Source organism: Centipeda noxia ATCC 43541, from assembly GCF_000160555.1.
GTDB lineage: Bacteria > Bacillota > Negativicutes > Selenomonadales > Selenomonadaceae > Centipeda > Centipeda noxia.
The window spans coordinates 81,353-107,109 of the sequence record NZ_GG749280.1 but is presented as its reverse complement, the minus strand read 5'-3'; the positions used below and the strand labels follow the sequence as shown (position 1 = coordinate 107,109).

Genomic DNA, 25,757 nt, shown 5'->3' with positions numbered 1-25,757 from the left:
TTTATAGAGAAAAGCGATCAAAAGAATAATTTTCAGTTATAAAAAATTGACCTCCTGTGATCTTGTTCACATGCATCGGATGCAGCTTATCGTAAAATTATATCATGTGTATAAGTCTTTTTCATAAGAGGCAATATAGTGGAGGGGTGAAGGCGTGAGCAGTATCTTTCAAAAGTTTAAGTATCTGATTCCGACGTCGAAATCCGCAGACGGTCACAATGAGACGCACGAGGGCGGGCGCGCATGGGAGAACATGTATCGCGACCGCTGGTCGTTCGACAAGACGGTCCGCACGACGCACGGGGTCAACTGCACGGGCTCGTGCAGCTGGAACGTCCACGTCAAGAACGGCATTGTGGCGTGGGAGAATCAGGCGACCGACTATCCGGAGACGGCGCCGGATATGCCGGACTTCGAGCCACGCGGCTGCCCGCGCGGGACGACGTTCTCGTGGTATCTCTACAGTCCGCACCGCGTGAAGTACCCGTATATGCGCGGGGAACTCGCGGCTCTTTGGCGCGAGGCGCGTGCGGCGCATCCGAACGCGTACGAGGCATGGAAGAGCATTGCCTCCGATCCCGCAAAGAAGAAGCAGTACAAGCAGGCGCGCGGTATGGGCGGCTTTGTGCGCTCGAACTGGCAGGAGGTCAGCGAGCTGATCGCTGCGTCCGTGCTCTACACGGCGTATACCTACGGCTCCGACCGCATCTTCGGCTTCTCCGTTATCCCGGCGATGTCGATGCTGAGCTATGCGGCGGGCATCCGCTTCATGCAGCTGATGGGCGGCGTCGGCCTCTCGTTCTACGACTGGTACGCCGACCTGCCGCCCGCGAGCCCGCAGATCTGGGGCGAGCAGACGGATGTGCCCGAGTCGAGCGACTGGTACAACGCGGGCTACCTCATCACATGGGGTTCGAACGTACCGCTCACGCGCACGCCGGATGCGCATTTTATGGCAGAAGTCCGCTATAAAGGTACAAAGGTCGTGTCGATTGCGCCCGACTACGCCGAGTCCTCGATGTTCGCGGATACGTAGATCCCGCTCAAGGTGGGCAGCGACTCCGCAATGGCGATGGCGATGGGGCACGTCATTCTCAAGGAATACTACGTTGATCAAACAACGCCGTTCTTCCTCGAGTACACGCGGAAGTATACGGACTTCCCGTTCCTCGTGCGCATCGAGAAGAAAGAGGACGGCACGTACATCCCCGGGCGTATGCTCTCCTCGCGCGACATGGGGCGTGACGAGAAGCACGCGGACTTCCGCTACTACGTCGTGGACGACAAGACGGGCGAGATCGTCATCCCGAACGGCACGCTCGGCGAGCGTTGGTCGACGCAGGAGAAGTGGAACATCCGCGAGGAGAACCGCGACACGGGCGCGGAGATCTGCCCGCGTCTCTCCGTCTGGGACGACAAGACGGGGACGGTTGAGGTGCAGCTGCCGTACTTCGGCAACGACCGCAGGGAGCGCACACTGACGCGTGCTCTGCCTGTGCGCAGCGTGAAGACGGCGGACGGCGAGGTGCTCGTCACGACGGTCTACGACCTCACGCTCGCGAACTATGCGATTGATCGCGGCATCGGCGGCGAGAGCGCAGGCTCGTACGAGGACGACACGCCGTATACGCCCGCATGGCAGGAGAAGTACACGGGTATTTCGCCCGATCTCGTCATCAAGACGGCACGCGAGATCGCGGACAACGCCATCAAGACGAACGGCAGAACCATGATTATCATGGGCGGCGGCATCAACCACTGGTTCCACGCAGATGCGGTCTACCGCACGATCATCAACCTCCTGCTCTTCACGGGCTGCGAGGGGCGCAACGGCGGCGGCTGGGCGCACTACGTCGGACAGGAGAAGCTCCGTCCGAGCGAAGGCTGGGCGCGTATCATGACGGGCACGGACTGGCAGGCACCGCCGAAGCTGCTCAACTCCACCTCGTTCTACTACTTTGCGACGGATCAGTGGCGCAGCGACGAGATCCAGACGGACGCACTGACGGCGGCGAACGAAAACGCACGCTACAACCACGCGGCGGACTATGCTGTGCTCGCGGCGCGTCTCGGGTGGGCACCGTCCTACCCGACGTTCAACCGTGGCTCGAACGACCTCGCTGCGGATGCAAAGGCGGCGGGCTTCGAGGGCGCGGATGGCATCAAGGAATACATCGTCAAGAGCCTAAAGGACAAGAGCCTGAAGTTCGCATGGGAAGACCCCGATGCACCGGAGAATTTCCCGCGCAACCTCTTTGTCTGGCGGTGTAACCTGCTCGGCTCGTCCGCGAAGGGCAACGACTACTTCCTCAAATACCTCCTCGGCACGGAGAACAGCATCTTCCAGGAGGAGGACTGTGCGACGCGCCCGCAGGAGGTGAAGTGGCGCGAGAAGGAGGAGCTCATGCAGCCGGGCGGTGCGCTCGAGGGCAAGCTCGACCTCCTCGTTTCGCTCGATTTCCGCATGGCGGGCAACGCGCTCTACTCCGACATCGTGCTGCCGACGGCGACGTGGTACGAGAAGACCGACCTCTCCTCGACGGATATGCACCCGTTTGTCCACCCCTTCCAGCCGGCGGTCGATCCGCTCTGGGAGTCGCGGACGGACTGGGACATCTACCGCACGCTGGCACAGGCGGTGTCTGAGGTGGCAAAGGACGCAAAGCTCACGCCGTACACGAACATCGCTGCGACCCCGCTCGGGCATGACAGCGAGGCGGAGCTGGCGCAGCCGGACGGCATCGTGCGCGACTGGAGCAAGGGCGAGAGCGAGCCGATCCCCGGCAAGACCATGCCCAACATTGCATCGAATACGATTGACTATACGAAGCTCTATGAGAAGTGGATCGCGCTCGGCCCGAATGCGGGCGGCAAGACGGCGAGCCATGGCAATACGTGGGACTCGGCGGAGGACTACGAGGAGATTCGTCAGCGCAACGGTATCATCCAGAACAAGGACTATGTGTCCTACGGCTGTCCCTCCATCTACGAGGCGCGGCAGGCGATTGAGGCGGTGCTCGGGCTCTCGCCGACGACCTGCGGACGTACGGCAGTCCGCGCATGGGAGGCGGTGGAGAAGCGCACGGGTCTCGACAACCTCGCGCGCCTCGCAAAGGATCGCGAGGACGAGCGGTTCACCTACGATCAGGTCATCGCGCAGCCGCGTGAGACGATCACGGCACCGACCTTTACGGGCAGCAACCAGAACCGCCGCTATACCCCCTTTACGAACAACGTGGAGGAACTCATTCCGTTCCGCACGTTGACGGGACGGCAGCATTTCTACATGGATCACGAGGTCATGCGCGAGTTTGGCGAGGCGCAGGCGATCTATCGCCCGATCCTCGACTTCCGTCCGATGAACAAGTCGCTGAACGGCACGCAGAAGGAAATCACGCTGAAGTACCTCACGCCGCACAACAAGTGGAGCACGCACAGTATGTATTTCGATGCGCAGCAGATGCTCACGATGTTCCGCGGCGGACAGAGTGTCTGGATGAGCGAGAAGGATGCGGCGGAGATCGGCGTGAAGGACAACGACTGGATCGAACTGTACAACCGCAACGGTGTCGTCGCTTCGCGCGTCGTCGTCTCGCCGCGTATCCCGCACGGTGCGGTCTTTATGCACCACGCGCAGGATCGCCACATCAACGTGCCGGGCTCGAAAATCTCGGGGACGCGCGCGGGCACGCACAACACGCCGACCCACATCCACATCAAGCCCACCCACCTCATCGGCGGCTATGGGCAGCTCAGTTACGGTTTCAACTACTACGGCCCGACGGGCAATCAGCGCGACTCGTACGTTGTCGTGCGGCGCATGGAGGAGGTAGATTGGCTTGAAGATTAAAGCACAGATTGCGATGGTCATGAATCTCGACAAGTGCATCGGCTGTCACACATGCTCCATCCTCTGCAAGAACGTCTGGACGAACCGGCGCGGCGCGGAGTATATGTATTTCAACAACGTCGAGACCAAGCCCGGCATCGGCTATCCGAAGCAGTGGGAGAACCAGGAGAAGTGGAAGGGCGGCTGGGAGCTGCGTGACGGCGAGCTCGGACTCAAGACCGGCGGCATGACGACGCGTCTTGCAAAGCTGTTCTATCATCCGCAGCAGCCCGAGATGGACGACTACTACGAGCCGTGGACGTACGACTACGAGACGCTGATTCACACGAAACGGCGCAACCATCAGCCTGTGGCGCGTCCGCGCTCGCTGATTACACAGAAGCGTATGGAGATCAAGTGGGGGCCGAACTGGGAGGACGACCTCGCCGACGGCGCGTCCGCACGCAAAGACTACAACCTCAGCAAGATGGGGCAGGAGATCACACTCGAGTTCCACGACATCTTCATGAAGCATCTGCCGCGCCTGTGCAATCACTGCCTCAACCCCGCGTGCGTCGCGGCGTGCCCCTCGGGTGCGATTTACAAGCGCGACGAGGACGGCGTGGTGCTCATCTCGCAGGACGGCTGCCGCGGCTGGCGGCACTGTGTTCCGTCCTGCCCGTACAAGAAAATCTACTACAACTGGGAGACGAACAAGGCGGAGAAGTGCACGTTCTGCTTCCCGCGCCTTGAGAACGGTCTGCCGACCGTGTGCAGCGACGGCTGCGTCGGGCGCATGCGCTATATCGGCGTATTACTTTACGATGCAGATAAAGTGAAGGCGGCGGCATCGACGCCCGATCCGAAGGACATCTACAAGGCATATCTCAGTGCGCTCTGCGACCCGAACGACCCTGCGGTCGCAACGGCGGCAAAGGAGGCGGGCATCCCCGACCGCTGGATGCGTGCGGCACAGAACTCGCCCGCGCACAAGCTGATCGCGGAGTGGCAGATCGCGTTTCCGCTCCATCCGGAGTACCGTACGCTGCCGAATGTCTGGTACGTCCCGCCCCTCAGCCCGATTGCGCGGCGCGTCGAGGAGGAGGTATTCTTCCCCGGTGCGGCGGAGATGCGCATCCCTGTCGCCTACCTCGCACAGCTCCTCACGGCGGGCGATGAGGCGGCAATCGAGCGCGTGCTGCATGTCCTCCTCGAGCTGCGCGCCGTCATGCGTGCAAAGCAGACGGGCGATGCTCTGCCTGCGAATCTGACGCACGATGTGGAAACCTACGAGGCGATGTACCGCCTCCTCGGGCTTGCGAAACGCCGCGAGCGTTTCAACATCCCTGCGGGAATGCAGGATGTGACGCATGAGAAGCTGCGCGAGCTGCAGGGCTCGGTCGGCTACGCCTGCCCCGGGGGGTGCTGCTGATGGAGACGAATCGCATACAGACACCGCTCCTCCTCACCTCCTATCTGTTCGAGTACCCCTCGGCGGATTGGTGGGAGGGCGTGCCCACGCACGCTGCCGCTGTTGCGGATGTCGAGCGCCCGCAGTCGCGCGAGGTGTTCGAGGAATTCTTCGGCTACATCGGCGAGACGAAGCGGCAGGAGTTCGAGGACGCATACGTGCGTGCCTTTGACTTCTCGCAGAACACGAACCTCTACCTCACAACGCACAACCGCACGGATTTCGGCAAGCAGTCCGAGGAGATGCTGCGCTACAAGCAGCTCTTCCTCGATGCGGGTTATGACCTCGAACGCGAACTGCCGGACTATCTGCCCGCACTCCTCGAGCTCGCGGCGGCCGTGCCCGAGCGCACGTCTTTGCACATTCTGCATGAGATTCAGCCGAAACTGGAGCTGCTGCGTGACCGTCTGATCGAGGCGAAGCTGCCCTACGCATTTCTCCTCGATGTCGTGCTCACGGAGGCATCCGCTCTCGAAGGGAGGACAGCATGATGAAACAGTTCGCATGGGGCATACTCCCCTACATCGCGTTCACGTTCCTCATCGTGGGGACGATTGTGCGCTACACCGTCTCTGAGCGGAACTGGACGACGAAGTCCAGTCAGTTCCTCTCCAAGAGCGACCTGAAGATCGCGGGTCCCATGTTCCACCTCGGTCTCGTCATGGCATTTGGCGGACACGTCATCGGCGTGCTCATCCCGAAGTTCATGACCGAGGCGGCGGGCATCGACGAGCACCTCTACCACATGATTGCGCTCGGCGGCGGAGCACCTGCGGGTATCCTCTTCTTCGGAGGCTTTGTCCTGCTCCTCATCCGCCGCTTCGGTAAGGACCGTATGGCGGTCAACACGTCGACAATGGACAAGTGGCTCTATTTGTTCCTCTTCCTTGCGATCTTTACGGGCTGCGCGTCCACGACGCTGAACGCCGTGCAGGGCGGTTTTGACTACCGCGAGACGATTTCGCCGTGGTTCCGCTCGGTTCTCGCACTCAGCCCCGAGATCGACTACATGGAGAACGTGCCGCTCATGTTCCGTATCCATATGTTCGCGTGGATGGCGGTCGCGTTCCTCTTCCCGTTCACGCGCCTCGTCCACTGCCTCAGCGCACCGTTTGAGTACCTTGTGCGCAGCCCGATCATCTATCGGAAGAAATAGCAAAAAAGCATCCTTCACATATGCTGTATGCGAAGGATGCTTTTTTGATGGATGAAGCAGAGGCGGCAGGTCAGCAGCGGATGCCGGAACCTTTGCGTGCGTAGAATACGTAGGTGATGATGATGGTCAGGACCGTGAAGCCGATGAGGAAATAGAATGCGGGGATCACACTGCCCTGTGTCGCATACGAGAGTCCGAAGAGTTTCGGAATGAAGAACGCACCGTATGCCGCAATCGCTGCCGTAAAGCCTGTGACAAGCGAGGCATGCACCGGGCTGTCGAAGACAAACGGGATCATGCGGAAGGATGCCGCATTGATGAAGCCGGTCGAGAAGAAGAGTACAAGAAATGCGCCGAAGAAAAGTGCGAAGTTGTGTGCCTCAATGCCCATGACGGTGACGATACAAGCTGTCAGCATAAGGAGCAGCGAGTAGAAGGTGACCTTTGCACCGCTGTTGACCTTGTCTGCTACCCAGCCGCCGATGGGGCGGACGCCTGCGCCGATGAAGGGACCGACGAACGCCGCATAGGCAAAGGAGACCTCCGGGAACTCGCGGTTGACGAGCAGGGCGAGTGCGGCAGAGTAGCCGATGAATGAGCCGAAGCCGCAGGTGTAGATGATGGTGATGAGCCATGTGTGCTTATTGCCGAAGATGGACATCATGCTGCGCGGACTTTGCTTCGGGATGGGGAGATTGTCCATGAACATCCAGACAAGAACGAGGGTTAATGCCGTCGGAATGGCCCAGAAGTAGCAGACGGTCTGCAGATAAACTTCCTTTCCTGCCGCATTGATGAGCGGGGCGCCGAAGAGTCCGCCGAAGCTCGCGCCGAGGAGCATAGGTGCTGTCAGGTAGATGAGGGATACGCCGAGATTGCCGATGCCCGCGTTGATGCCGAGGGCAAGCCCCTTCTGTGCTTTTGGAAAGAAGAAGCCGATGTTTGCCATCGAGGAGGAGAAGTTTGCACCCGCGATGCCGATGCCTGCTACAAGGAGGACAAAGGTGTCATAGCTTGTCGTCGTGTCGGTCAGGGCATTGCCGAGACCGATGAGCGGGACGAGCAGCAGCGCCGTCGAGATGAACGTCCAGTTGCGGCCGCCGACGACGGCAGGGAGGTAGGTGTAGATCAGGCGCCCTGTTGCACCGACAAGACCCGGCAGCGCCGCAAGCGTAAAGATCTCATTGTCTGTGAAGTGAAATCCCACATGGTTGAGCTGGGCGGCGATCGTTGCCCACATTGTCCATGCAACGAAGGACAGGGTCAGTGCCCATGTCGACGTGTAGAGATTCTGCTTTGCGATGCGCTCTCCCCAGCGCTTCCAGAACACTTCATTCTCCGGATCCCAGTGGGCGAGTATTTCGCGCCGCGATGGGTTCTCGCCGAGTACAGTGAGAATATCCTTGCTTTTCATCTGCATCTCTCCTATGTATAATTTCTATATAAAAAAAGTATAGAGAAAAAATTTTACTTTGCATGTGATCAAGATCACAGGTTTTTTCGGCTTTTTCCGATAATATTAAAAATATAATAGAAATACATAATAGCTGCAATGAGAGGGGGAGCGTGCTGTGGATCAGGAAATGCTCATCCGAGAGATGGAGTCGATTCCGGGAAAACTTATTTCGCTGCATGACGGTGCATACCTCTTTCGCGAGGGTGCGCCGGCACATTACTTTTATATTGTGCGTTCGGGGCATATCTTTATCATGAAGTACGGTGCGTCGGGACGTGTTCTGTCCCTGCGCCTTGCGACGACGGGCAGCCTCATCGGCGAGCTGCCGCTCTATGAGGAGACGCCGACCTATATCTTCAGTGCGATTGCACGCAGTGCGGCGGAGGTGTATGCGATCGAGTTTCCGGTGCTTCAGGCACATCTCGAGAAGCATCCGCATCTCTCCATTGCACTCCTCAAGCTGATCGGACAGCACATGCGCAAGCAGCATCTGAAGTTCCGCGATCTCGTGCTTTACGGAAAGAAGGGGGCACTCTATTCAACGCTCATCCGATTTGCAAACAGTTACGGGATGGAGACGGAGGACGGCATTCTGATCTCCGTGCCGCTTACGAATCAGGAGCTCGCAAACTACTCCGCCTCGGCGCGCGAAAGTCTGAATCAGATGCTCTCGGAACTCAGAAAGAAGGGGATCATCGAAATGCGCGGACACCTCATTTTCATCAAGGATATTGGGTATCTCAAGAAAGCAATTCACTGCGAAAACTGCGGCAAGGATATCTGCAATATAGAATAGAATAGAAAAGCGCTCCGATCGGAGCGCTTTTCTATTCTACGGGAGTGGTACAGCAGTATAGTCTTTGCTGCCAAGCAAATATTTGGCGCGTCCGGCGGTGAGGTCCGTCAGTGCGCTTCGGTGCATCTCGATGTCGTCGGGCGGAACGAGCAGGGTGAGGGTGACTGCCTCTGCATAGGAGGTCTCGCCGGTAAGCAGTGCCATATCGCGGACATAGCGTTCTGCGGCGGCGAGGAGATCGTAGTCGATCACAACGCACAACGTTTGAAGGGGCGTCATGCGCACTTTTTGGGCGGCATCCAGCGCAAGTCCTGCAGCATGTGCATAGGCTCGGATGAGACCTCCTGCACCGAGTTTGATCCCGCCAAAGTAGCGCACGACGGCGACAGCTGCGTTTGTGATGCTGCGCATCTTGATCGCTTCGAGAATGGGACTGCCGGCCGTACCGCCCGGCTCGCCGTCATCGCTTGAGCGCTGATGGTCGGCGTTCGCGCCCAGAACCATCGCATAGGGCACATGACGCGCCTCAAAATGCTCCTTTTTCACACACTGAAGCCATGCGCGCACCGTATCTTCGTCCTCTGCGTGCAAGACATAGGCGAGGAAGCGGGAGCGCTGGATCTCATACGAAACAGGGGAGACACCGCCCTTCGGTATCTCCCCTGTGATGGTCGTGTAACCACGATCCCGGCTCATTTGTTCTTGCGGTTAAAGTAGTCGACAACACTCGCATCAAGCAGAATGTAAGTCGGCCCGGTGCTCGCGGTCAGCTCACCCGGCTGGAAGATCGGACAGACGAAGCCTCGCCCGCCGAGAAAGTAGTCTGCCGGCACTTGACGCACGGTTTTTTCGGGCTGAATCGGCGTATTGCGGCCCTGCTCGTTGTAGAGATGTCCGCTGACCGCTTCTCCGTCGAGATCGGACGGAGTGATATGGACAAAGAAGGCAAGCGGCAGACGCTGACCCGTCTTTTTGTAGTAGACGAAGCCGTAGTCGCGGCGTGCTGGCTGATTGCCGTGCAGCGCATAACGCAGATCGGTGAAGGTGACGGAGAGGAAGTTGTCGTCGTCGAGGTGCACGCGGTAGCCAAGCTCGCCGCGGTAGAATGCGCCGCTTTCGAACTGTGCGCGGAAGTTCGCCGCAAGCATCTGGATATCCGCGTTGATGCGGTCGGCGACAGCCGCATTATCGAGACTGAGAACAGGGTAGGCGATCGAGAGGTTGATCGTTGTCTCCCGGTGCTCGGTGACGGCTGCATCCGCAGTGCCGGAAACACCGACAGCGAAGGCGAGGGCGAGCAGCAAGGCTTTGAATTTCATGATGAATGCTCCTCCTTTATATTGCTAATCAAATGATAATAAAAATTTACGTCTTTGTCAAATAAAACATGGTAATTCACATGTTCTTGTAGTATGATGAGAGCGCAGTTTTAAATCGTGAAAAAATACGGAAAGGTCGTGTTAGGGAGCCCATGGGCGAATCGACAATGAAACGGAAGCTGAAGCACAGACACCTTCAGTTCATCTCTCTCGGCGGTGTGATCGGGAGCGGATACTTCCTCGGGACGGGCTATGTACTCGAGCAGGCAGGGCCTGCAGCCGTACTCTCCTATCTCCTCGGCGGCATGATCGTTCTTGCGGTCATGCTCTGTTTAGCGGAGCTCGCCGTGGAGAAGCCTCTCTCGGGCTCGTTTGTCATCTATGCGCGGGAGAATATTTCGGCCGCATGGGCGTGCGGGGTCGGCTGGTCGTATTGGGTGACGTGGGTCTCCTATGTGCCCTCGGAGATGATTGCTGCCGGCATTATTATGAACGGCTTCTTTCCGGATATCGGGACGATTTGGTGGGCGGTTTTCTTCGGATTGATTGTGACACTTCTCAATCTGTTTCGTGTCGATAAATTTGGCGAGAGCGAATTCTGGCTCGCGCTTATCAAGATTATTGCGCTTGTGGCGTTCAGCGCAGTGGCGCTCCTCATCTGTCTCGGCCTGATCGGCGACGAGGGCTATATTGGAACGCGCATCCTGCTCGGCAGCGGAGGCTTTGCGCCGAACGGCTATTGGAGCATCGCGCTTACGATGGTCATTATTCTCGTCAACTTTCAGGGAACGGAGATCATCGGATTGGCAGCAGGGGAGACCGCCGATCCCGCACGCAGTATTCCGACTGCTGTGCGTAATGTGACATGGCGCATCATTGCGCTCTACATCATTCCGATCACGCTGCTTATCTCGATCCTCCCATGGGATCATGCGACGCTCACAAAGAGCGTTTTTGCCGCAGCGCTTTCAGAGCATGGGCTGTCGCATCTCGGCGCACTGTTCTCGTTCGTTGTGCTTACGGCGGCAATCTCCTGCTCGAATTCCGGCCTCTACGGCGCAGCACGTACGGTGCATGCATTGGCGACGATGGGGATGGCGCCGCGTGCGCTCGAGGGATTGAGCCGCAGAGGGGTGCCCTCGCGCGCCATCTGTGCGTCCATTGTCTTTTGCTGGATTGTGATCGGCATTTATGCAATGTATCCGAATGCGGCGCTCTATACATATCTGCTCGCTCTCTCGGGATTTTCGGGCGCTGCGGCATGGATCTCCATCTGCTGGAGTCAGTATCGGTGCAGGCGCAGACACGAGGCGGAGGGGACGGTTGAACAGCTGCGCTATCGCACGCCGCTTTTCCCCTATGTGACGCTGTTTGGGATCTGGGCGCAGGTACTCTGCCTCGCGTTCATGGTGTTTACGCCCGGACTTCGCTCTGCTTTCTATCTCGGTGTTCCGCTGCTTATCGTGCCGATGATTGTCTACCGCCTCCGGCAAAGGCATGTGCGTACATGAAAAAGCGCGGCCGTATGGCCGCGCTTTTTTCTATGCATCAGAAATTTTTTATGAGGATCGAGATGATGGTATAAGTAGACGCAACGTAGAGGATCACGAAGATGAGTTTGCGCAGGAGAGCCGCGGGAATAAAGCGCATGCTCTCCCGTCCGCAGATAATGCCGAAGATGAGCGCGGGCAGGAGATAGATAAACTCGCTGAATGCCGGCGCGAGCGGAAAGCCGCCGATGAGATAACTGACAAGCGAGGTGGCGTTGCCAAGAAAGAAATAGACGAAGCAGGTGGCGCGAAATACGTCAGGGGGCATCTTCGAATAGGCGAGGTAGATGAGAAAGGGGAGTCCTCCCATGCCCGTTGTAATCGCGGTGAATCCCGAGAGCATTCCGGTGATGACGGTGTTCCGCCGGCGTTCCTCGATGCGGCGGTGTGAAATCTGCATGAGGAGGAGCGTGGCAAGGACGACAACGTTGATGAAGACCTTTAGCGCATCGTTGGAAATGTAGGTGAAGAAGAAGAAGCCGATGGGCTGTCCGACGAGCATGCCAAGATACATCGAGCGAATAAGAGGGAAGTTGGCCTGCCGGTGCATAAGAAAGCCCTGTGCGGCGTTGCCGCTGCACGCGAGGAGCAGCATGACAGGCACGGTGAGTTTCGGCTCGTAGAAGAACATGAGCAGAGGCGCCGCAATGATGACGAGTCCAAAACCTGTAATGGATTGAATGAACGCGGCAAAAAAAACGGCAAGCGTCGGCCCCATATGAGCGGCGACACCCGAGAGATAGTGTTCCAAAAGTGCAGCTCCTTTCCCAGCATGCAATTGTATTTTATATTAACATAGAAGACATATGTTTGTATATGTTTTGTCATAGTATTCTGTTACACATAGGGGGGCAATAAGTCCTAAAAAATCTTTAGGAACAATATGAATAACGATTGACCATTTTCTCTGATCATGTATAATATATGACAGCTATATTAAGTAAAATAGACCGGGAGGAGCAAGAGCATAGTGGAGAGATATTGCCCGCAGAAGATTGAAGCGAAGTGGCAGAAAATCTGGGAGACAGAGCACCGCTGCCGCACGGAGGAGGACGATACGAAACCGAAGTATTACGTGCTTGAGATGTTTCCGTATCCGTCGGGAAAACTCCACATGGGGCATGTCCGCAACTATTCGATCGGAGATGTGATCGCGCGCTTCCGCACGATGGAAGGATACAATGTGCTGCACCCGATGGGGTTCGATTCCTTTGGCATGCCCGCCGAGAATGCGGCGATCCAGAACAAAGTACATCCTGCGCAGTGGACGTATGCGAACATTGAGAATATGGAGCGCCAGCAGCGTGCGCTCGGGCTCGCGTACGACTGGGACCGCGAGGTCATCACCTGCCGCGAGGATTACTATCGCTGGACGCAGTGGTTCTTTGAACTCTTTTATAAAAAGGGGCTGGCGTATAAAAAGGCGGCCTCTGTCAACTGGTGCGAGACCTGCGGAACGGTGCTCGCCAATGAGCAGGTCGAGGACGGGAAATGCTGGCGCTGCAAATCCGAAGTACAAAAGAAAAACCTCGCGCAGTGGTTCTTTAAGATCACGGACTATGCCGACGAGCTGCTCGCCGATCTTGCAAAGCTGCCCGGCTGGCCCGAGCGCGTTAAGACGATGCAGGAGAACTGGATCGGGCGAAGCGAGGGCCTCGAGTTCCGTTTGCCCGCGCCTGCGCTCGATACAGAGATATCCGTCTACACGACGCGTCCCGATACCGTCTTCGGCATCACCTTCCTTGCACTCGCACCCGAGCATCCGCTCGTGGAGAAGATCTGCGCCATCAGCGACAAGGCAGACGAGATTCGCGCGTTCTGCACACGCGTCCGTAAGCAGTCGGACATCGAGCGCTCCTCGAGCGAGTCGGAGAAGGAGGGCATCTTTACCGGCCTCTTCTGCACGAATCCGTTCAATGGCGAGCAGGTCGAGATCTGGATTACGAACTACGTGCTCTTTGAGTACGGTACGGGTGCGGTCATGGCGGTACCGTCCGAGGATCAGCGCGACTGGATGTTCGCGGAGAAATACGGCATCCGCAAGATCCTCACCATCCGTCCGCCTGAGGGGGAACTGCGCCTGGAGGACATGACGGCGGCCTACGTTGAGAAGGAAGGCATCCTCATCAACTCCGGCAAGTTCACGGGGATGGAGATGCAAGCGGCGATGGGCGCCATCATCGACGAGGCAGAGACGCAGGGGTTCGGCAAGCGCCGCGTTAACTATCGCCTGCGCGACTGGCTCATCTCGCGCCAGCGCTACTGGGGCGCCCCCATCCCCATCGTGAACTGCGAGAAATGCGGAGAAGTGCTCGTCCCGGAGGAGGAGCTTCCCGTACGTCTGCCGGAGGATGTGTCGTTTGATGGCGGCTCGGTTTCGCCGCTCTCATCGAGCGAGCACTTCCTTCACTGCACATGTCCGAAGTGCGGCCGCGACGCGACGCGCGAGACGGACACGATGGACACCTTTATCTGCTCCTCGTGGTACTACTACCGCTACGCCGACCCGCACAACACGGAGCGCCCGTTTGACCGGGACAAGGTGAACTATTGGGCGCCCGTCGATCAGTACATCGGCGGCATTGAGCATGCGATTCTGCATCTCCTCTATGCGCGCTTTTTTACGAAGGTGCTGCGCGACGCGGGGATGCTGGACTTTGATGAGCCGTTTACGAATCTCCTCACGCAGGGCATGGTCATCAAGGACGGTGCGAAGATGTCGAAGTCCCTCGGCAACGTTGTCTCGCCTGAGGAGATCATTGAGCACTACGGTGCCGATACGGCGCGTCTCTTCATCCTGTTTGCGGCTCCGGTGGACCGCGATCTGGACTGGAGCGATCAGGGGGTCGAGGGCGCGTTCCGTTTCCTCAATCGTGTCTGGCGCATCCTCCTACAGTTTGAGAAGGTGATCAAGGGCGCATCCGATGTCTATGATGTGTCATCGCTCAGCGCGGAGGAGGTCGATCTGCGCCGCGTTCTGCATATAACCATCAGGAAGGTCACGGAGGACGTACGGGATCGCTTCATGTTCAATACAGCGATCTCCTCCGTTATGGAGCTGGTCAACGCGTTCTACGCATTTCAGGAGAAGGAACTCTCTCCGGCGCTGGCGCGTGAGACGGCGCGTGCGCTGCTGCGCATGCTCGCTCCCTTTGCTCCGCACATCACGGAGGAACTCTGGGAACGGCTCTTTACGGGCAGCGTGCACGCCCAGAAATGGCCTGCCTGCGATGCGTTCGCGCTCACGCGGGATGAGATTGAGGTGGTCTTGCAGATCAACGGCAAGGTGCGCGGCCGGGTGAAGATTGCCGCTGATCTGGACAGAGAGGCGATGGAGCGGATTGTGACCGAATTGCCGCGTGCGAAGGAGCTCACCGAGGGAAAGACCATTGTGAAGGTCGTCTGTGTGCCCGAGAAGCTCGTCAACATTGTTGTGAAGTAAGGCACAAATCAAGGATGAAAAAGGGAGAGAAAGTCTATGTTAAAAGCGTTTGCTGTCCGGAGCCTGCTGCCGGAGATGCTGATCGGGCGTACGGTTTACGAAGGGGAGTCAGAAGTCGTTCTCGTAGAGGGCGGCACCGTTCTGGACCGAGAGACGATTAAGCTCCTCAAGGAGAAGGGAATTGCATCCGTCTATGTCGATGAGGACAGTATTTTTGCCGCTGTTCAAAAGGAAAAAGCGACGCGGCGGGGAGCGATGCCCATCTTTGAGGGAACGGTGATGCCCGAGCGCGATGTCAAGCTGGATATCAGATACGAGGAGAATTACCGTTACGTCTATGCCGAGATGGAGAAACTTTTTCACGAGGCAGCAGAGACCGGGAAACTCAATATGGAGATCCTGCAGAACGTGATGTCCAGCGGTCGCCTGCGCGATCTGTACAAAGAGGGCGCAACGGCGATCTCTATGATTTACAGCATGAACCAGGAGGGGGATTACAACCTCCATCACTGTGTCCATCTCGCCATTCTCGGCGGACTCATGGCAAAGTGGATGGGACTCACCGGAATTGATCGGCAGAACATGGTCCTGGCCGGACTCTTCCTCGACATCGGCAAGCAGATGATCCCGAAGGACTTGCTCGAGAAGAAGGGCGTTCTGACCGAGGAAGAGTTCGACATTCTTAAAAATCATGTTGTCGACAGCTTTAAGCTTCTCGAGGCCAGCGATCTCTCCACGCGTACGGATCTCATGAACGGAGTTCTTCAGCACCATGAGCGCAACGACGGTTCGGGCTATCCGTTCGGCTTGGTGGATATGGAAATCTGTACGTTTGGCAAGGTGCTCGCTGTGCTCGACAGCTACGATGCGATGGCGTCGAGCCGCAGCTATGCAGAGAAGCGCTCGCCGTTCGAGGTGTTCAAGATCCTCTATGCCGATGTGCTTGACGGAAAACTCGATTCGGAGTACGCTGTACTCTTTATGCGAAAGCTCAATGCTGCGCTCAATGGCTGCTGGCTGCGTCTTTCGGATGGTACAGCAGGACGCATCGTCTACATCGATGAATCGCGCGTCACGGCTATGCCGGTTGTCCAGCTCGCGGACGGAGGCTTCATCGATCTCAATACGGTCAAGGATCTCACAGTTGTCGAGATCATGACGGCGACCGATGTCAGCAAACTCTGAGATGCGGTTGTTCGAAGCACCCTGCGGGGTGCTTCTTTTCGCATGCTATTTCCATCGTACGCCGAATGCGTTATAATACAAGAATGACTTTTTAACAGATCGGAGGAGAGCGGCCGATGGCGATGGTTCCAAAACTCAATACAACGCGGTTCGATACGGAGCTTCCGTTCAAAGTCGCTGCTCCCTTTGAACCGATGGGCGATCAGCCGCAGGCAATCGCCGATCTTGCAGGCGGCATCGAGAACGGGATGACCGCACAGGTGCTGCTCGGCGCGACGGGCACGGGCAAGACCTATACGATGGCAAAGGTCATCGAGCGCGTGCAGCGGCCGACGCTCGTCATCGCGCACAACAAGACGCTTGCTGCGCAGCTCGCGAGTGAGTTCAAGTCGTTCTTTCCTGATAATTATGTCGGGTACTTCGTCAGCTATTATGATTACTATCAGCCTGAGGCATATATTGCGCAGACGGACACTTACATCGAAAAGGACGCCTCCATCAATGACGAGATCGACGAGCTGCGTCACTCAGCGACCTGCTCGCTGTTTGAACGGCGTGACGTCATCATCGTCGCGAGCGTATCCTGCATCTACGGCCTCGGCTCACCGGAGAGCTACCACGAGATGGTGCTCTCCGTGCACAAGGGACAGACGATCCCGCGCGAGGAGATCCTGCAGAAACTCGTCTCCATTCGTTACGAACGCAACGACATCGCCTTCGAGCGCGGACGTTTCCGCGTGCGCGGTGATGTAGTCGAGATCTATCCTGCGGGCTACAACAACCGGGGAGTGCGCATCGAGATGTTCGGCGACGAGGTCGAACGCATCATCGAGTTTGATGTGACCTCGGGCGAGGTCTACGGTGAACGTCTGCATTCGATGGTCTTTCCTGCGTCTCACTATGTCACGGACGATGAGGATATGAAAATCGCAATGGCGGATATCCGTACGGAGCTTGCGGAGCGCCTGGATGAACTCAAGGGCGCGGGCAAACTCCTCGAAGCGCAGCGGCTCGAACAGCGTACGAACTACGACCTCGAGATGATGGAGGAGATGGGCTACTGCTCCGGCATTGAGAACTACTCGCGCCACCTTACGCACAGGAACGCAGGGGATACGCCATATACACTCCTCGATTATTTCCCCGAGGACTTCCTCATCATGATCGACGAGTCCCACGTGACCCTACCGCAGATCCACGCCATGTACGGCGGTGACCGCAGCCGCAAGATCTCACTTGTGGACAATGGCTTCCGCCTGCCGTCCGCGTTCGACAACCGTCCGCTGACATTCGAGGAGTTCGCGGCGCGCGTCAATCAGATCGTCTACGTCTCGGCGACGCCGGGAAAATATGAAATCCAGCAGGCACAGCAGGTCACGCAGCAGATCATTCGCCCGACGGGGCTCCTTGACCCTGTGGTCGAGGTGCGCCCGCTTGACGGGCAGATCGACGATCTGCTCTCAGAGATTCGCCTCCGTATTGAGCGCAATGAGCGCGTGCTCGTTACGACCCTGACGAAGCGGATGGCAGAGCATCTCACAGACTATCTGCGCGAAGCGGGGGTCAAGGTGCGCTACCTCCACTCGGACATTGCGACTATAGAGCGTGCGGAGATTATCCACGACCTGCGTGCGGGTGAGTTCGACGTGCTCGTCGGCATCAACCTCCTGCGCGAGGGGCTCGATATGCCGGAAGTCTCGCTCATCGCCATTCTCGATGCGGATAAGGAGGGCTTCCTGCGTTCCGACACCGCGCTCATCCAGACCATCGGACGCGCCGCGCGCAATGCAGGGGGGCATGTCATCATGTACGGTGATGTCGTTACGGGTTCGATGCAGCGTGCGATCGAGGAGACGGAGCGCCGCCGTACGATCCAGAATGAATATAATGAAGCGCACGGCATCACGCCGAAGACCATCGAAAAGCCCATTGTTCCGCTGATTGAGATGACCCTTGTCGCCGCCGAGGGCAAAGAGCCCTACGGGAGGCAGGACTCTAAGGCGAAGAAGAAACTCGCGAAGAAGGACCGCGAAAATCTCGTCAAGAGCCTTCTGCGTGAAATGCAGCAGGCATCGCGTGCGCTCGAATTCGAGCGCGCGGCAGAGCTGCGCGATATGATTGTGGAACTCGAAGGCGAACTGCCAAAGAAAAAGAAGAAATAGGAACAACATGAACGAAAGTATTAAAATTGAAGGGGCACGCGCCCATAATTTGAAGAATATCAACGTGGAGATTCCGCGCGATAAATTAGTTGTGGTGACGGGGCTGTCCGGCTCGGGCAAGTCCTCACTCGCGTTTGACACGATTTACGCCGAGGGACAGCGCCGTTATGTGGAGTCCCTGTCCGCATATGCGCGGCAGTTTCTCGGACAGATGGACAAGCCCGATGTGGACAACATCGAGGGGCTGTCTCCTGCGATCTCAATCGATCAAAAGACGACGAGCCACAACCCGCGCTCGACGGTCGGCACGGTGACGGAGATCTACGACTACCTGCGCCTGCTCTATGCGCGCGCGGGGCGTCCGCACTGCCCAAACTGCGGCAAGCCCATCACGCAGCAGAGCGTCGATCAGATGGCGGATGCGATTATGGCCCTGCCCGAGGGAACGAAGCTGCTCATCATGGCGCAGCTCGTGCGCGGAAAGAAGGGGGAACACCGCAAGATCCTCGACCAGATTCGCCGCGACGGCTATGTGCGCGTGCGCATTGACGGGGAACTGCGCGATCTCGGTGAAGAGATCGTGCTCGAGAAGCAGAAGAAGCATACGATCGAGATCGTGGTCGATCGCCTTGTTGTGCGCGAAGGGATGGAGAGCCGACTGACGGACTCACTTGAGACCTCGCTCCGCGCCGGCGGCGGCGTGGTCTATGTGCAGATCGTGGACGGGGATCTCCTCATGTTCAGTGAGAATTTTGCCTGCGTGGACTGCGGCATCTCGCTTCCTGAGATTGCCCCGCGCATGTTCTCGTTCAACAGCCCGTTCGGTGCATGCCCTGTCTGTACGGGACTCGGCAGTCATAAGGAGTTCGATCCCGAACTTGTCCTGCCTGACCCGACGCTCAGCGTTGCGGACGGCGTCTTTGCGCCGCTCTCGAAAAATCCGAACTCCTACGGGATGCGCGCGATCACGGCGCTTCTCCGCGAGCATGATTACGACGAGCATACGCCGTGGAACCGCATGGACAAGAAAACACAGCATGCACTTCTCTATGGCTCGGAGGAATATGTTTCCTTCCAATATACAAATATGTTCGGCGAGGAAAAGGAGTACAATGTGCCCTATGAGGGTGTTCTGCCGGCGCTTGCACGCCGCTACCGCGAGACGGACTCCGAGGAGATGCGCGAGAGTTATGAGGACTATATGACGGATACGCCGTGTACGGCGTGTCACGGGGCGCGGCTGAAACCAGAGACGCTTGCCGTGACAGTCGGCGGGAAGAATATCGCCGATCTTACGGCATTCACCATCCGCGATGCGGACGCATTTTTGACAGAGGCGGAGAAGGAATTCAGCCCGCGTGAGGCGAAGATTGCTGCAGAAATTTTGAAAGAGATTCACGCGCGCCTGCACTTCCTCCTCGATGTGGGCCTGGACTACCTCACGCTCTCGCGCGCTGCAGCAACCCTCTCGGGCGGAGAGGCACAGCGCATCCGTCTGGCAACGCAGATCGGCTCGGGACTGATGGGTGTACTCTATATCCTCGATGAACCGAGCATCGGCCTCCATCAGCGCGACAATAACCGCCTGCTCGCGACGCTGCGCCATCTGCGCGATCTCGGCAATACGCTGATCGTTGTCGAACACGACGAGGATACGATGTACGCCGCCGATCACATCATCGACATCGGTCCCGGCGCAGGAGAGCACGGCGGCGAGGTGGTCGCCGAGGGGACAGCGAAGGAGATCATGAAGAACCCCGCCTCCATCACGGGGCAGTATCTCGCACGCAAGAAGTTCATTCCCGTGCCCAAGACGCGGCGCAAGGGCAGCGGGAATTTCCTCGAGATCGTGGGCGCCGCGGAGAACAATCTCAAAGAGATCAACGTAAAGTTCCCGCTCGGTACATTGACGCTCGTCACGGGCGTCTCCGGCTCGGGCAAATCGACGCTCGTCAATGAGATCCTCTATCGCGGCGTCGCCTCGCGTCTGTACCGTGCGAAGGGGAAACCCGGAAAACACAAGAAGATCAAGGGCCTCGAGCACATCGACAAGGTCATCAATATCGATCAGCAGCCGATCGGGCGCACGCCGCGTTCGAATCCAGCGACGTATACGGGCGTTTTCGATGCCATCCGCGATTTGTTCAGCCAGGTCTCCGAGTCGCGGATGCGCGGGTACAAGGCGGGGCGGTTCAGCTTTAACGTCAAGGGCGGACGCTGCGAGGCGTGCCGCGGCGACGGCATCCTCAAGATCGAGATGCAGTTCCTGCCCGATGTCTACGTTCCCTGCGAGGTCTGCAAAGGAGCGCGCTATAACCGTGAGACGCTCGAGGTGCACTACAAAGGAAAGACCATCGCTGAGGTGCTCGATATGACCATCGAGGAAGCGGTGACCTTCTTTCAAAATGTACCGCGCATTGCACGCAAACTCGAGGTCATCCGCGATGTGGGGCTCGGCTATATCCGTCTCGGCCAGCCCGCGACGACGCTCTCGGGAGGTGAGGCACAGCGCGTCAAGCTCGCGACGGAGCTGTCCAAGCGCAGCACGGGCAAGACACTTTACATTCTCGACGAGCCGACGACGGGACTGCATGCGGCGGATATCCACAAGCTGCTCGTCATTCTGCAGCGCCTCGTGGACGGCGGCGATACGGTTGTCGTTATCGAGCACAATCTCGACGTGATTAAGGCTGCGGACTATGTGATCGACCTCGGACCCGAGGGTGGCGTGCGCGGCGGGACTGTCGTCGCGAAGGGAACGCCGGAACAGATTGTAAAGACGGCAGAGTCCTATACGGGCCATTTCCTGAAGCCGCTGCTCGAAGAAAAACACAGATAAACGCCCCGTCGGCTCGTTCGTCCCTGCATTGCTTCCACAAAAAGCGGGGAAAGGGGAAAATATATGAACTGAAAAGAGGGTAATCTTGAGATGCTGATTTTAGGTCAGATGGTCGTATTCTTTCTGATGATCTTTGCGGGCGCGCTCGCACGCCGCTACAACATCATTATTCCGAACAACCAGGAGCAGTTTTCCTCTCTGATCGTCAATATTGCATGCCCGTCGCTCATCATCTCTGCGGCCATGCATGCGGAGGAACATATGGGGCTGACGCAGGTTATCGAGACCTATGCGGCATACGCTGCGCTGCTCGCCATGATGTGTTTTGTCGGATTCCTCCTGCCGCTCATTCTGCGTTTTCGCGGACGCCTGCGCGGCGCTGTAAATCTGTCGTTCTGGTTCAACAATTCCCTCTTTATGGGGCTGCCGCTTGTTCAAGGGGTCTACGGCGATCAGGCGGTTGTCTACATGACGCTGTTCTTCATTCCGGCCAACCTGCTGTTCTTTGTCTACGGCGTTTCTTCCATCAGCATTCATAAGCGCCGCGGACGCGAGATGTTCCGCATGCTGCTCAACCCCGGCATCATCGCGTCGCTGATCGCCTGCGTCATCTACTTCGGCGAGATCCCTACGCATCCTCTCGTCATGCAGGCATTTACGATGATCGGCGCACTGACGGCTCCGCTTGCGATGATGATGATCGGCGCATCGCTCAAGGATATCCATGTGCGTCACATGCTCACGGACCGCAAACTCTTGGTCTATACATTCCTCAAGGCGGTCGTGCTGCCGATTCCAATTCTGTTTGCGATGAAGATGTTTGTCACAAACCCCTACATCCTCGGCTGCAGTCTTGTCATTGTCGCTGCGCCGACGGGCGGTATGGTGGCGATGGTAGCGCTGCTCTACAATAAGGTCGCCTATCCTCTGATGACGGAGATCATCGCGCTCTCGACACTGATCTCGGTGGCGACAATTCCATTTGTTTCTATGATTACAGGGCTTTGATATGATGCTTGTGCCCGAAGGGAGGTTCCTTTGCCCGGTTTCATCCTGATCGTTTTTGGTACAGTCGGTTTGATCCTCGGACTGTCCGTCTATTTCCTGCGGTATCTGACAGAAGGACGGCGCCTGATTGCAGTGCGCACCGGCATTGCCGCCTTTGACATCGGCAGCATCGGGGGCCTATTCTTTTTGTTCAGTACGCATCGGACAGACGGCTGGGCAGGGGAACTCATACTGCCGATCATCCTGCTCTTTGTCGGGCAGCTGATCGCACTCGCTGCCGTGATGACTGCAGCTGGGCTGCGTTTCCTCATGCGAAAAACGAGGCAGATTCCGTACGATCCCGTGCGGCGGCGCATTCTCAAAAATGCGGCGCTTTATCCTGCGGCAGGACTTTTGCTCAGCAGCTACGGCGCATTTGTCGAGCGGCATCATACCGTGCGCAGAGACTATGAAATCCCTGTACGCGGCCTGCCCGACGAGGCGGACGGGATGCTGATCGCGCAGATCAGCGATGTGCATCTGGGCGCATATTTCTCTGTGGAGGAATTTGAGGCGCTGCTCTCGGAGGTTGCAGGCAGCGGTGCGGACCTTCTCGCGGTGACCGGCGATATCTTTGATGATGAACGACTGAACGAAGCCGCGGAGAAGGTGCTTGTATCCCATGCGGAGGACTATCCGAACGGCATTTGGTACTGTATCGGCAATCATGAATACTATCACAACGGACGCCTCATCGCAGAGCGCATGCAGCGTGAGAAGAAGGTGCGCGTCGTACTGAATGGGGCACAGCATGTCGAGGGGCGCGGCAGCCTCTATATCGCAGGCGTTGATTACCCGTTTGGACGCGGCGATGCCTTCTACGCACAAAAGGAATCCTATTTCGCTGCGGCGATGCAGGATGTTCCGGATGATGCCGTGACTATACTGCTCGCGCATCATCCCGAGTTCATCGACGATGCGGCTGCGCACGGCAGAGTCCCTTTGACGCTGTCGGGGCATACGCACGGCAGCCAGTTCGGTATCTTCGGTCAGCCGTTGTTCCCCGTTTTTAAGTATACGCGCGGGATGGTGCGCATCGGAGAGAATTACGGTTACGTGCATACGGGGAACGGCAGCTGGTTCCCTCTTCGGATCGGGTGTCCGCCCGAAATCGCATATTTTAGATTGGAGAGAAAAGCATAATGAGTTGGATGGAGGATTACAGCGCAATTCGCGAGGATATTCATACGGGCTACATCTACGAAGCAATTGAGGCGATTCTGTATCTGCGTGCCCACGAGGAAATTCCTGATGATGAACAGTGGCGTTTCTCTGAGATGATGGGCGCATGCTGCGGTGCACTTGCGGATACAGAGGGCGCGCTCGCGGCCTACTTTGAAGCTGCGACGGAGGATAAATTCCTGCGCAGCCAGCGACAGCATTTCTCGAACTATCTCTATCTCTGCCATGCCGTTCCGAATCTGACCCCGAAGGAGCTCAAGGCACAGTTTGATATGTATGCCACGCTTTATCGCAGCGAGGAGCCTCTTCCGCCGCGCACAAAGGTTCATCATGAGCGGCTGCGCGTCGGCTTTCTTGCGCCGCATTTCCTTTCCTCTTCGTCTGCGCTGTTCTACGCACCGCTTTTGCGCGGGCTCACGAAGAGCTGTGATGTCTATGCCTATTCTCTCAGCGACCGTACGGATGATTTTACCGAAGAAATGCGCGGCGGCTCGGTTCGCTACAATGTACTCGCTAATCTCTCTATCGAGGAGCAGGCACAGGCGATTCGCACCGATGAAGTGGATGTGCTCATCGACCTCGGCGGTCACACAGAGGGGGGTATGACGCTTATGATTCTCGCCCGGCGTCCTGCGCCGGTACAACTCTCGGCAATCGGATGGTTTGCAACAACCGGCGTATCCTTTGTCGATGGGATTTTGACCGATGAGATCCTGACTCCCGAAGGCACGGATGACTTTTACAGCGAAGAGGTCATGTGTCTTCCGTATGCATTTGCCTTTGGGCCGCGCGCAGATATGCGTGCAGCGCCGGTTTCTGCACGCCCCGCCGATGCGCCTGTCACATTTGGTGCGTTTGTGAATTTTATGAAGATCAACGAGGAGGTTCTGAAGGTCTGGGGGCAGATTTTGAAAAAGCTGCCGAAGGCGCAGCTCATCCTGCAGGATACGGTAGAGAGTCCGCTGCGTGTAACGACGATTCTCGAGATGCTCGAAGGCTTGAAGCTGCCGATGAAGCGTATCTATGTGCGGCAGGGGAAGAATGATTACCTCGGCAGCTATGGAGATGTCGACATCATGCTGGATACATTCCCCTATGCGGGAGCAGCATCCACCGCGACGGCCCTCTATATGGGCGTTCCCATCGTTACGCTTGAAGGCACGACCCATGCAGGACGGCTCGGGGCGAGTATCCTGACGGCGGCCCGACAGACCGAGTGGATTGCTGCTGATACGCGCGCCTATGAGCGTATCGCAGTTGGTTTGGCGGAAGATATCGCGGCTGTGCGGAGCGGTCGGAGCGCGCTGCGAACTGCGCTTGAAAAGAGTCCCTTGATGGATGTGTCTTCCTATACGGATAATGTATGGTCGGCAATTGAATCCGCATGGGCGAAATATGGAGATGCTAAGCAGTGAAGACGACCCTCCTGGAGCTTATGCCAGGAAGTACAGAGTGCCTGATGATCCTTGTCATTGACGGCTCGGCACAGCTGCGAGAGCTGCGCGCTCTTTGTCCGAATGCGGAGATCCACGCAGTCACGCCCTATGAGGAGATCGCGGCACATGCGGAGACGGCGTCCCTCGGCGTTCACTTCCATGTGCTTGACTGGCGGCGCGATCTGCTGCCGTTTGCAGAGGGGACGTTTGATCGTATTCTCTCGCCGTTCGCTGTTGAGTCTGCCTATGAGCCATATGATGCGCTGATGACCCTCAACCGCTGTCTGAAGGAGACCGGCACGCTCTATACCGGCTACACGAATATCCGCTATCATCGTGTACTCAGAGAGCTGAAGAGAGGGGCTTTTCCTGTGCGCGGTGATCGTCATCTCTATGCAAAGCCCGAAATTGTACGCCTGTTGAACGATACGCTCTACAAGGAGATTCACTTCTTTGCGGGAGAGCGTGATGATGATCCTGCGGAGGCAGCCGCGTGGAGCAGCGCGGGCTTTGCCAATGTCAGCAACGACCTCATGACGCGCACGTGGCTCATTCGCGCGGAGCGAAGCACGGCTGCAGCGGCAAATCTCAAGATGTTTTTTTCTCGGGAGGTAAGGGGCGAGACCGCTCGTCTCCTGCATCGCATCGAATACGGTATCTCGCCGGCAGAGAGCATTGATGCTCTGCGCGCACTTTGCATGCGCGAGGGAATATTTCATGATTATTTGGCTGACTTTGCCGATGAAATCTGCGTGCACAGAGATTCTGTGGCCCGTGCCCTAAAGGATCTGTTCGCAGAAATATAAAGGTAAACCATAAAATAAATATTTAGTTGACGTAAAGAGAGTTCTGCCTTATAATAGACGATATAAATATAATCTATTGCG

The 25,757-nt window shown here is 57.4% G+C and carries 17 protein-coding genes and 1 pseudogene; 14 read left to right on the top strand and 4 right to left on the bottom strand.

Going from position 1 to position 25,757, the window contains the following annotated elements:
- The first annotated feature begins 154 nt into the window (after positions 1–154).
- The 4 genes and pseudogenes from HMPREF7545_RS04390 to narI all read left to right on the top strand — a co-directional run bounded on the left by HMPREF7545_RS04390 (position 155) and on the right by narI (position 6,456).
- A pseudogene (locus HMPREF7545_RS04390) lies at positions 155–3,850 on the top strand (nitrate reductase subunit alpha).
- Positions 3,840–5,261: a nitrate reductase subunit beta gene (narH, locus tag HMPREF7545_RS04385; protein WP_006694475.1), complete on the top strand. Its 1,422-nt coding sequence runs from the start codon at positions 3,840–3,842 to the stop codon at positions 5,259–5,261. Before HMPREF7545_RS04390 ends, narH begins: the two are co-directional and overlap by 11 nt.
- Positions 5,261–5,791 carry a nitrate reductase molybdenum cofactor assembly chaperone gene (narJ, locus tag HMPREF7545_RS04380; RefSeq protein WP_006694474.1) on the top strand — a complete coding sequence of 177 codons (531 nt, stop codon included), beginning with the start codon at positions 5,261–5,263 and terminating at the stop codon, positions 5,789–5,791. Before narH ends, narJ begins: the two co-directional genes overlap by 1 nt.
- On the top strand, positions 5,791–6,456 hold the full coding sequence (gene narI, locus HMPREF7545_RS04375) for a respiratory nitrate reductase subunit gamma (RefSeq protein WP_037372119.1): 666 nt from the start codon (positions 5,791–5,793) through the stop codon (positions 6,454–6,456). Before narJ ends, narI begins: the two co-directional genes overlap by 1 nt.
- Before the next feature lie 70 nt (positions 6,457–6,526).
- Here narI and HMPREF7545_RS04370 read toward each other — a convergent pair whose 3' ends face one another.
- Positions 6,527–7,876: an MFS transporter gene (locus tag HMPREF7545_RS04370; RefSeq protein ID WP_006694472.1), complete on the bottom strand. Its 1,350-nt coding sequence runs from the start codon at positions 7,874–7,876 to the stop codon at positions 6,527–6,529.
- A gap of 151 nt (positions 7,877–8,027) precedes the next feature.
- On the opposite strand from HMPREF7545_RS04370, the gene HMPREF7545_RS04365 reads away from it, so the two are divergent.
- Complete coding sequence (locus tag HMPREF7545_RS04365; RefSeq protein ID WP_040571214.1) at positions 8,028–8,708, top strand: Crp/Fnr family transcriptional regulator; 681 nt, start codon at positions 8,028–8,030, stop codon at positions 8,706–8,708.
- Positions 8,709–8,744: 36 nt separating this feature from the next.
- Here HMPREF7545_RS04365 and HMPREF7545_RS04360 read toward each other — a convergent pair whose 3' ends face one another.
- Together HMPREF7545_RS04360 and HMPREF7545_RS04355 are read right to left on the bottom strand one after the other, a co-directional pair.
- Positions 8,745–9,404 carry an IMPACT family protein gene (locus HMPREF7545_RS04360; protein ID WP_006694470.1) on the bottom strand — a complete coding sequence of 220 codons (660 nt, stop codon included), beginning with the start codon at positions 9,402–9,404 and terminating at the stop codon, positions 8,745–8,747.
- The gene (locus HMPREF7545_RS04355) at positions 9,401–10,027 is read right to left on the bottom strand and encodes a polysaccharide deacetylase family protein (RefSeq protein WP_006694469.1); all 627 of its coding nucleotides are present in this window, start codon (positions 10,025–10,027) and stop codon (positions 9,401–9,403) included. The genes HMPREF7545_RS04360 and HMPREF7545_RS04355 overlap by 4 nt, the downstream gene beginning before the upstream one ends.
- Before the next feature lie 152 nt (positions 10,028–10,179).
- Between HMPREF7545_RS04355 and HMPREF7545_RS04350 the strand changes: the two genes are divergently transcribed.
- Positions 10,180–11,538 (top strand): amino acid permease, encoded by a 1,359-nt coding sequence (locus tag HMPREF7545_RS04350; RefSeq protein WP_006694468.1) that lies wholly within the window; start codon positions 10,180–10,182, stop codon positions 11,536–11,538.
- A 37-nt stretch (positions 11,539–11,575) separates the two neighbouring features.
- Here HMPREF7545_RS04350 and HMPREF7545_RS04345 read toward each other — a convergent pair whose 3' ends face one another.
- The gene (locus HMPREF7545_RS04345) at positions 11,576–12,328 is read right to left on the bottom strand and encodes a sulfite exporter TauE/SafE family protein (RefSeq protein ID WP_040571213.1); all 753 of its coding nucleotides are present in this window, start codon (positions 12,326–12,328) and stop codon (positions 11,576–11,578) included.
- 219 nt (positions 12,329–12,547) lie between these two features.
- On the opposite strand from HMPREF7545_RS04345, the gene leuS reads away from it, so the two are divergent.
- The 8 genes from leuS (at position 12,548) to HMPREF7545_RS04305 (ending at position 25,676) form a co-directional block, all read left to right on the top strand.
- Complete coding sequence (gene leuS / locus HMPREF7545_RS04340) at positions 12,548–15,019, top strand: leucine--tRNA ligase (protein ID WP_006694466.1); 2,472 nt, start codon at positions 12,548–12,550, stop codon at positions 15,017–15,019.
- Positions 15,020–15,055: 36 nt separating this feature from the next.
- Positions 15,056–16,204, top strand: coding sequence for an HD-GYP domain-containing protein (locus HMPREF7545_RS04335; RefSeq protein ID WP_006694465.1), 1,149 nt, complete (start codon positions 15,056–15,058; stop codon positions 16,202–16,204).
- A 116-nt stretch (positions 16,205–16,320) separates the two neighbouring features.
- Complete coding sequence (gene uvrB, locus HMPREF7545_RS04330; protein WP_006694464.1) at positions 16,321–18,366, top strand: excinuclease ABC subunit UvrB; 2,046 nt, start codon at positions 16,321–16,323, stop codon at positions 18,364–18,366.
- Positions 18,367–18,373: 7 nt separating this feature from the next.
- Positions 18,374–21,205, top strand: coding sequence for an excinuclease ABC subunit UvrA (gene uvrA / locus HMPREF7545_RS04325; RefSeq protein WP_006694463.1), 2,832 nt, complete (start codon positions 18,374–18,376; stop codon positions 21,203–21,205).
- Between the two features lie 90 nt (positions 21,206–21,295).
- On the top strand, positions 21,296–22,213 hold the full coding sequence (locus tag HMPREF7545_RS04320) for an AEC family transporter (protein WP_006694462.1): 918 nt from the start codon (positions 21,296–21,298) through the stop codon (positions 22,211–22,213).
- 30 nt (positions 22,214–22,243) lie between these two features.
- Positions 22,244–23,395, top strand: a complete 1,152-nt coding sequence (locus tag HMPREF7545_RS04315; RefSeq protein WP_006694461.1) for a metallophosphoesterase — start codon at positions 22,244–22,246, stop codon at positions 23,393–23,395.
- Entirely contained in the window at positions 23,395–24,849 is a 1,455-nt protein-coding gene (locus HMPREF7545_RS04310) for an O-linked N-acetylglucosamine transferase, SPINDLY family protein (RefSeq protein ID WP_006694460.1), read from the top strand. The genes HMPREF7545_RS04315 and HMPREF7545_RS04310 overlap by 1 nt, the downstream gene beginning before the upstream one ends.
- On the top strand, positions 24,846–25,676 hold the full coding sequence (locus HMPREF7545_RS04305; RefSeq protein ID WP_006694459.1) for a class I SAM-dependent methyltransferase: 831 nt from the start codon (positions 24,846–24,848) through the stop codon (positions 25,674–25,676). Before HMPREF7545_RS04310 ends, HMPREF7545_RS04305 begins: the two co-directional genes overlap by 4 nt.
- Positions 25,677–25,757 lie beyond the last annotated feature (81 nt).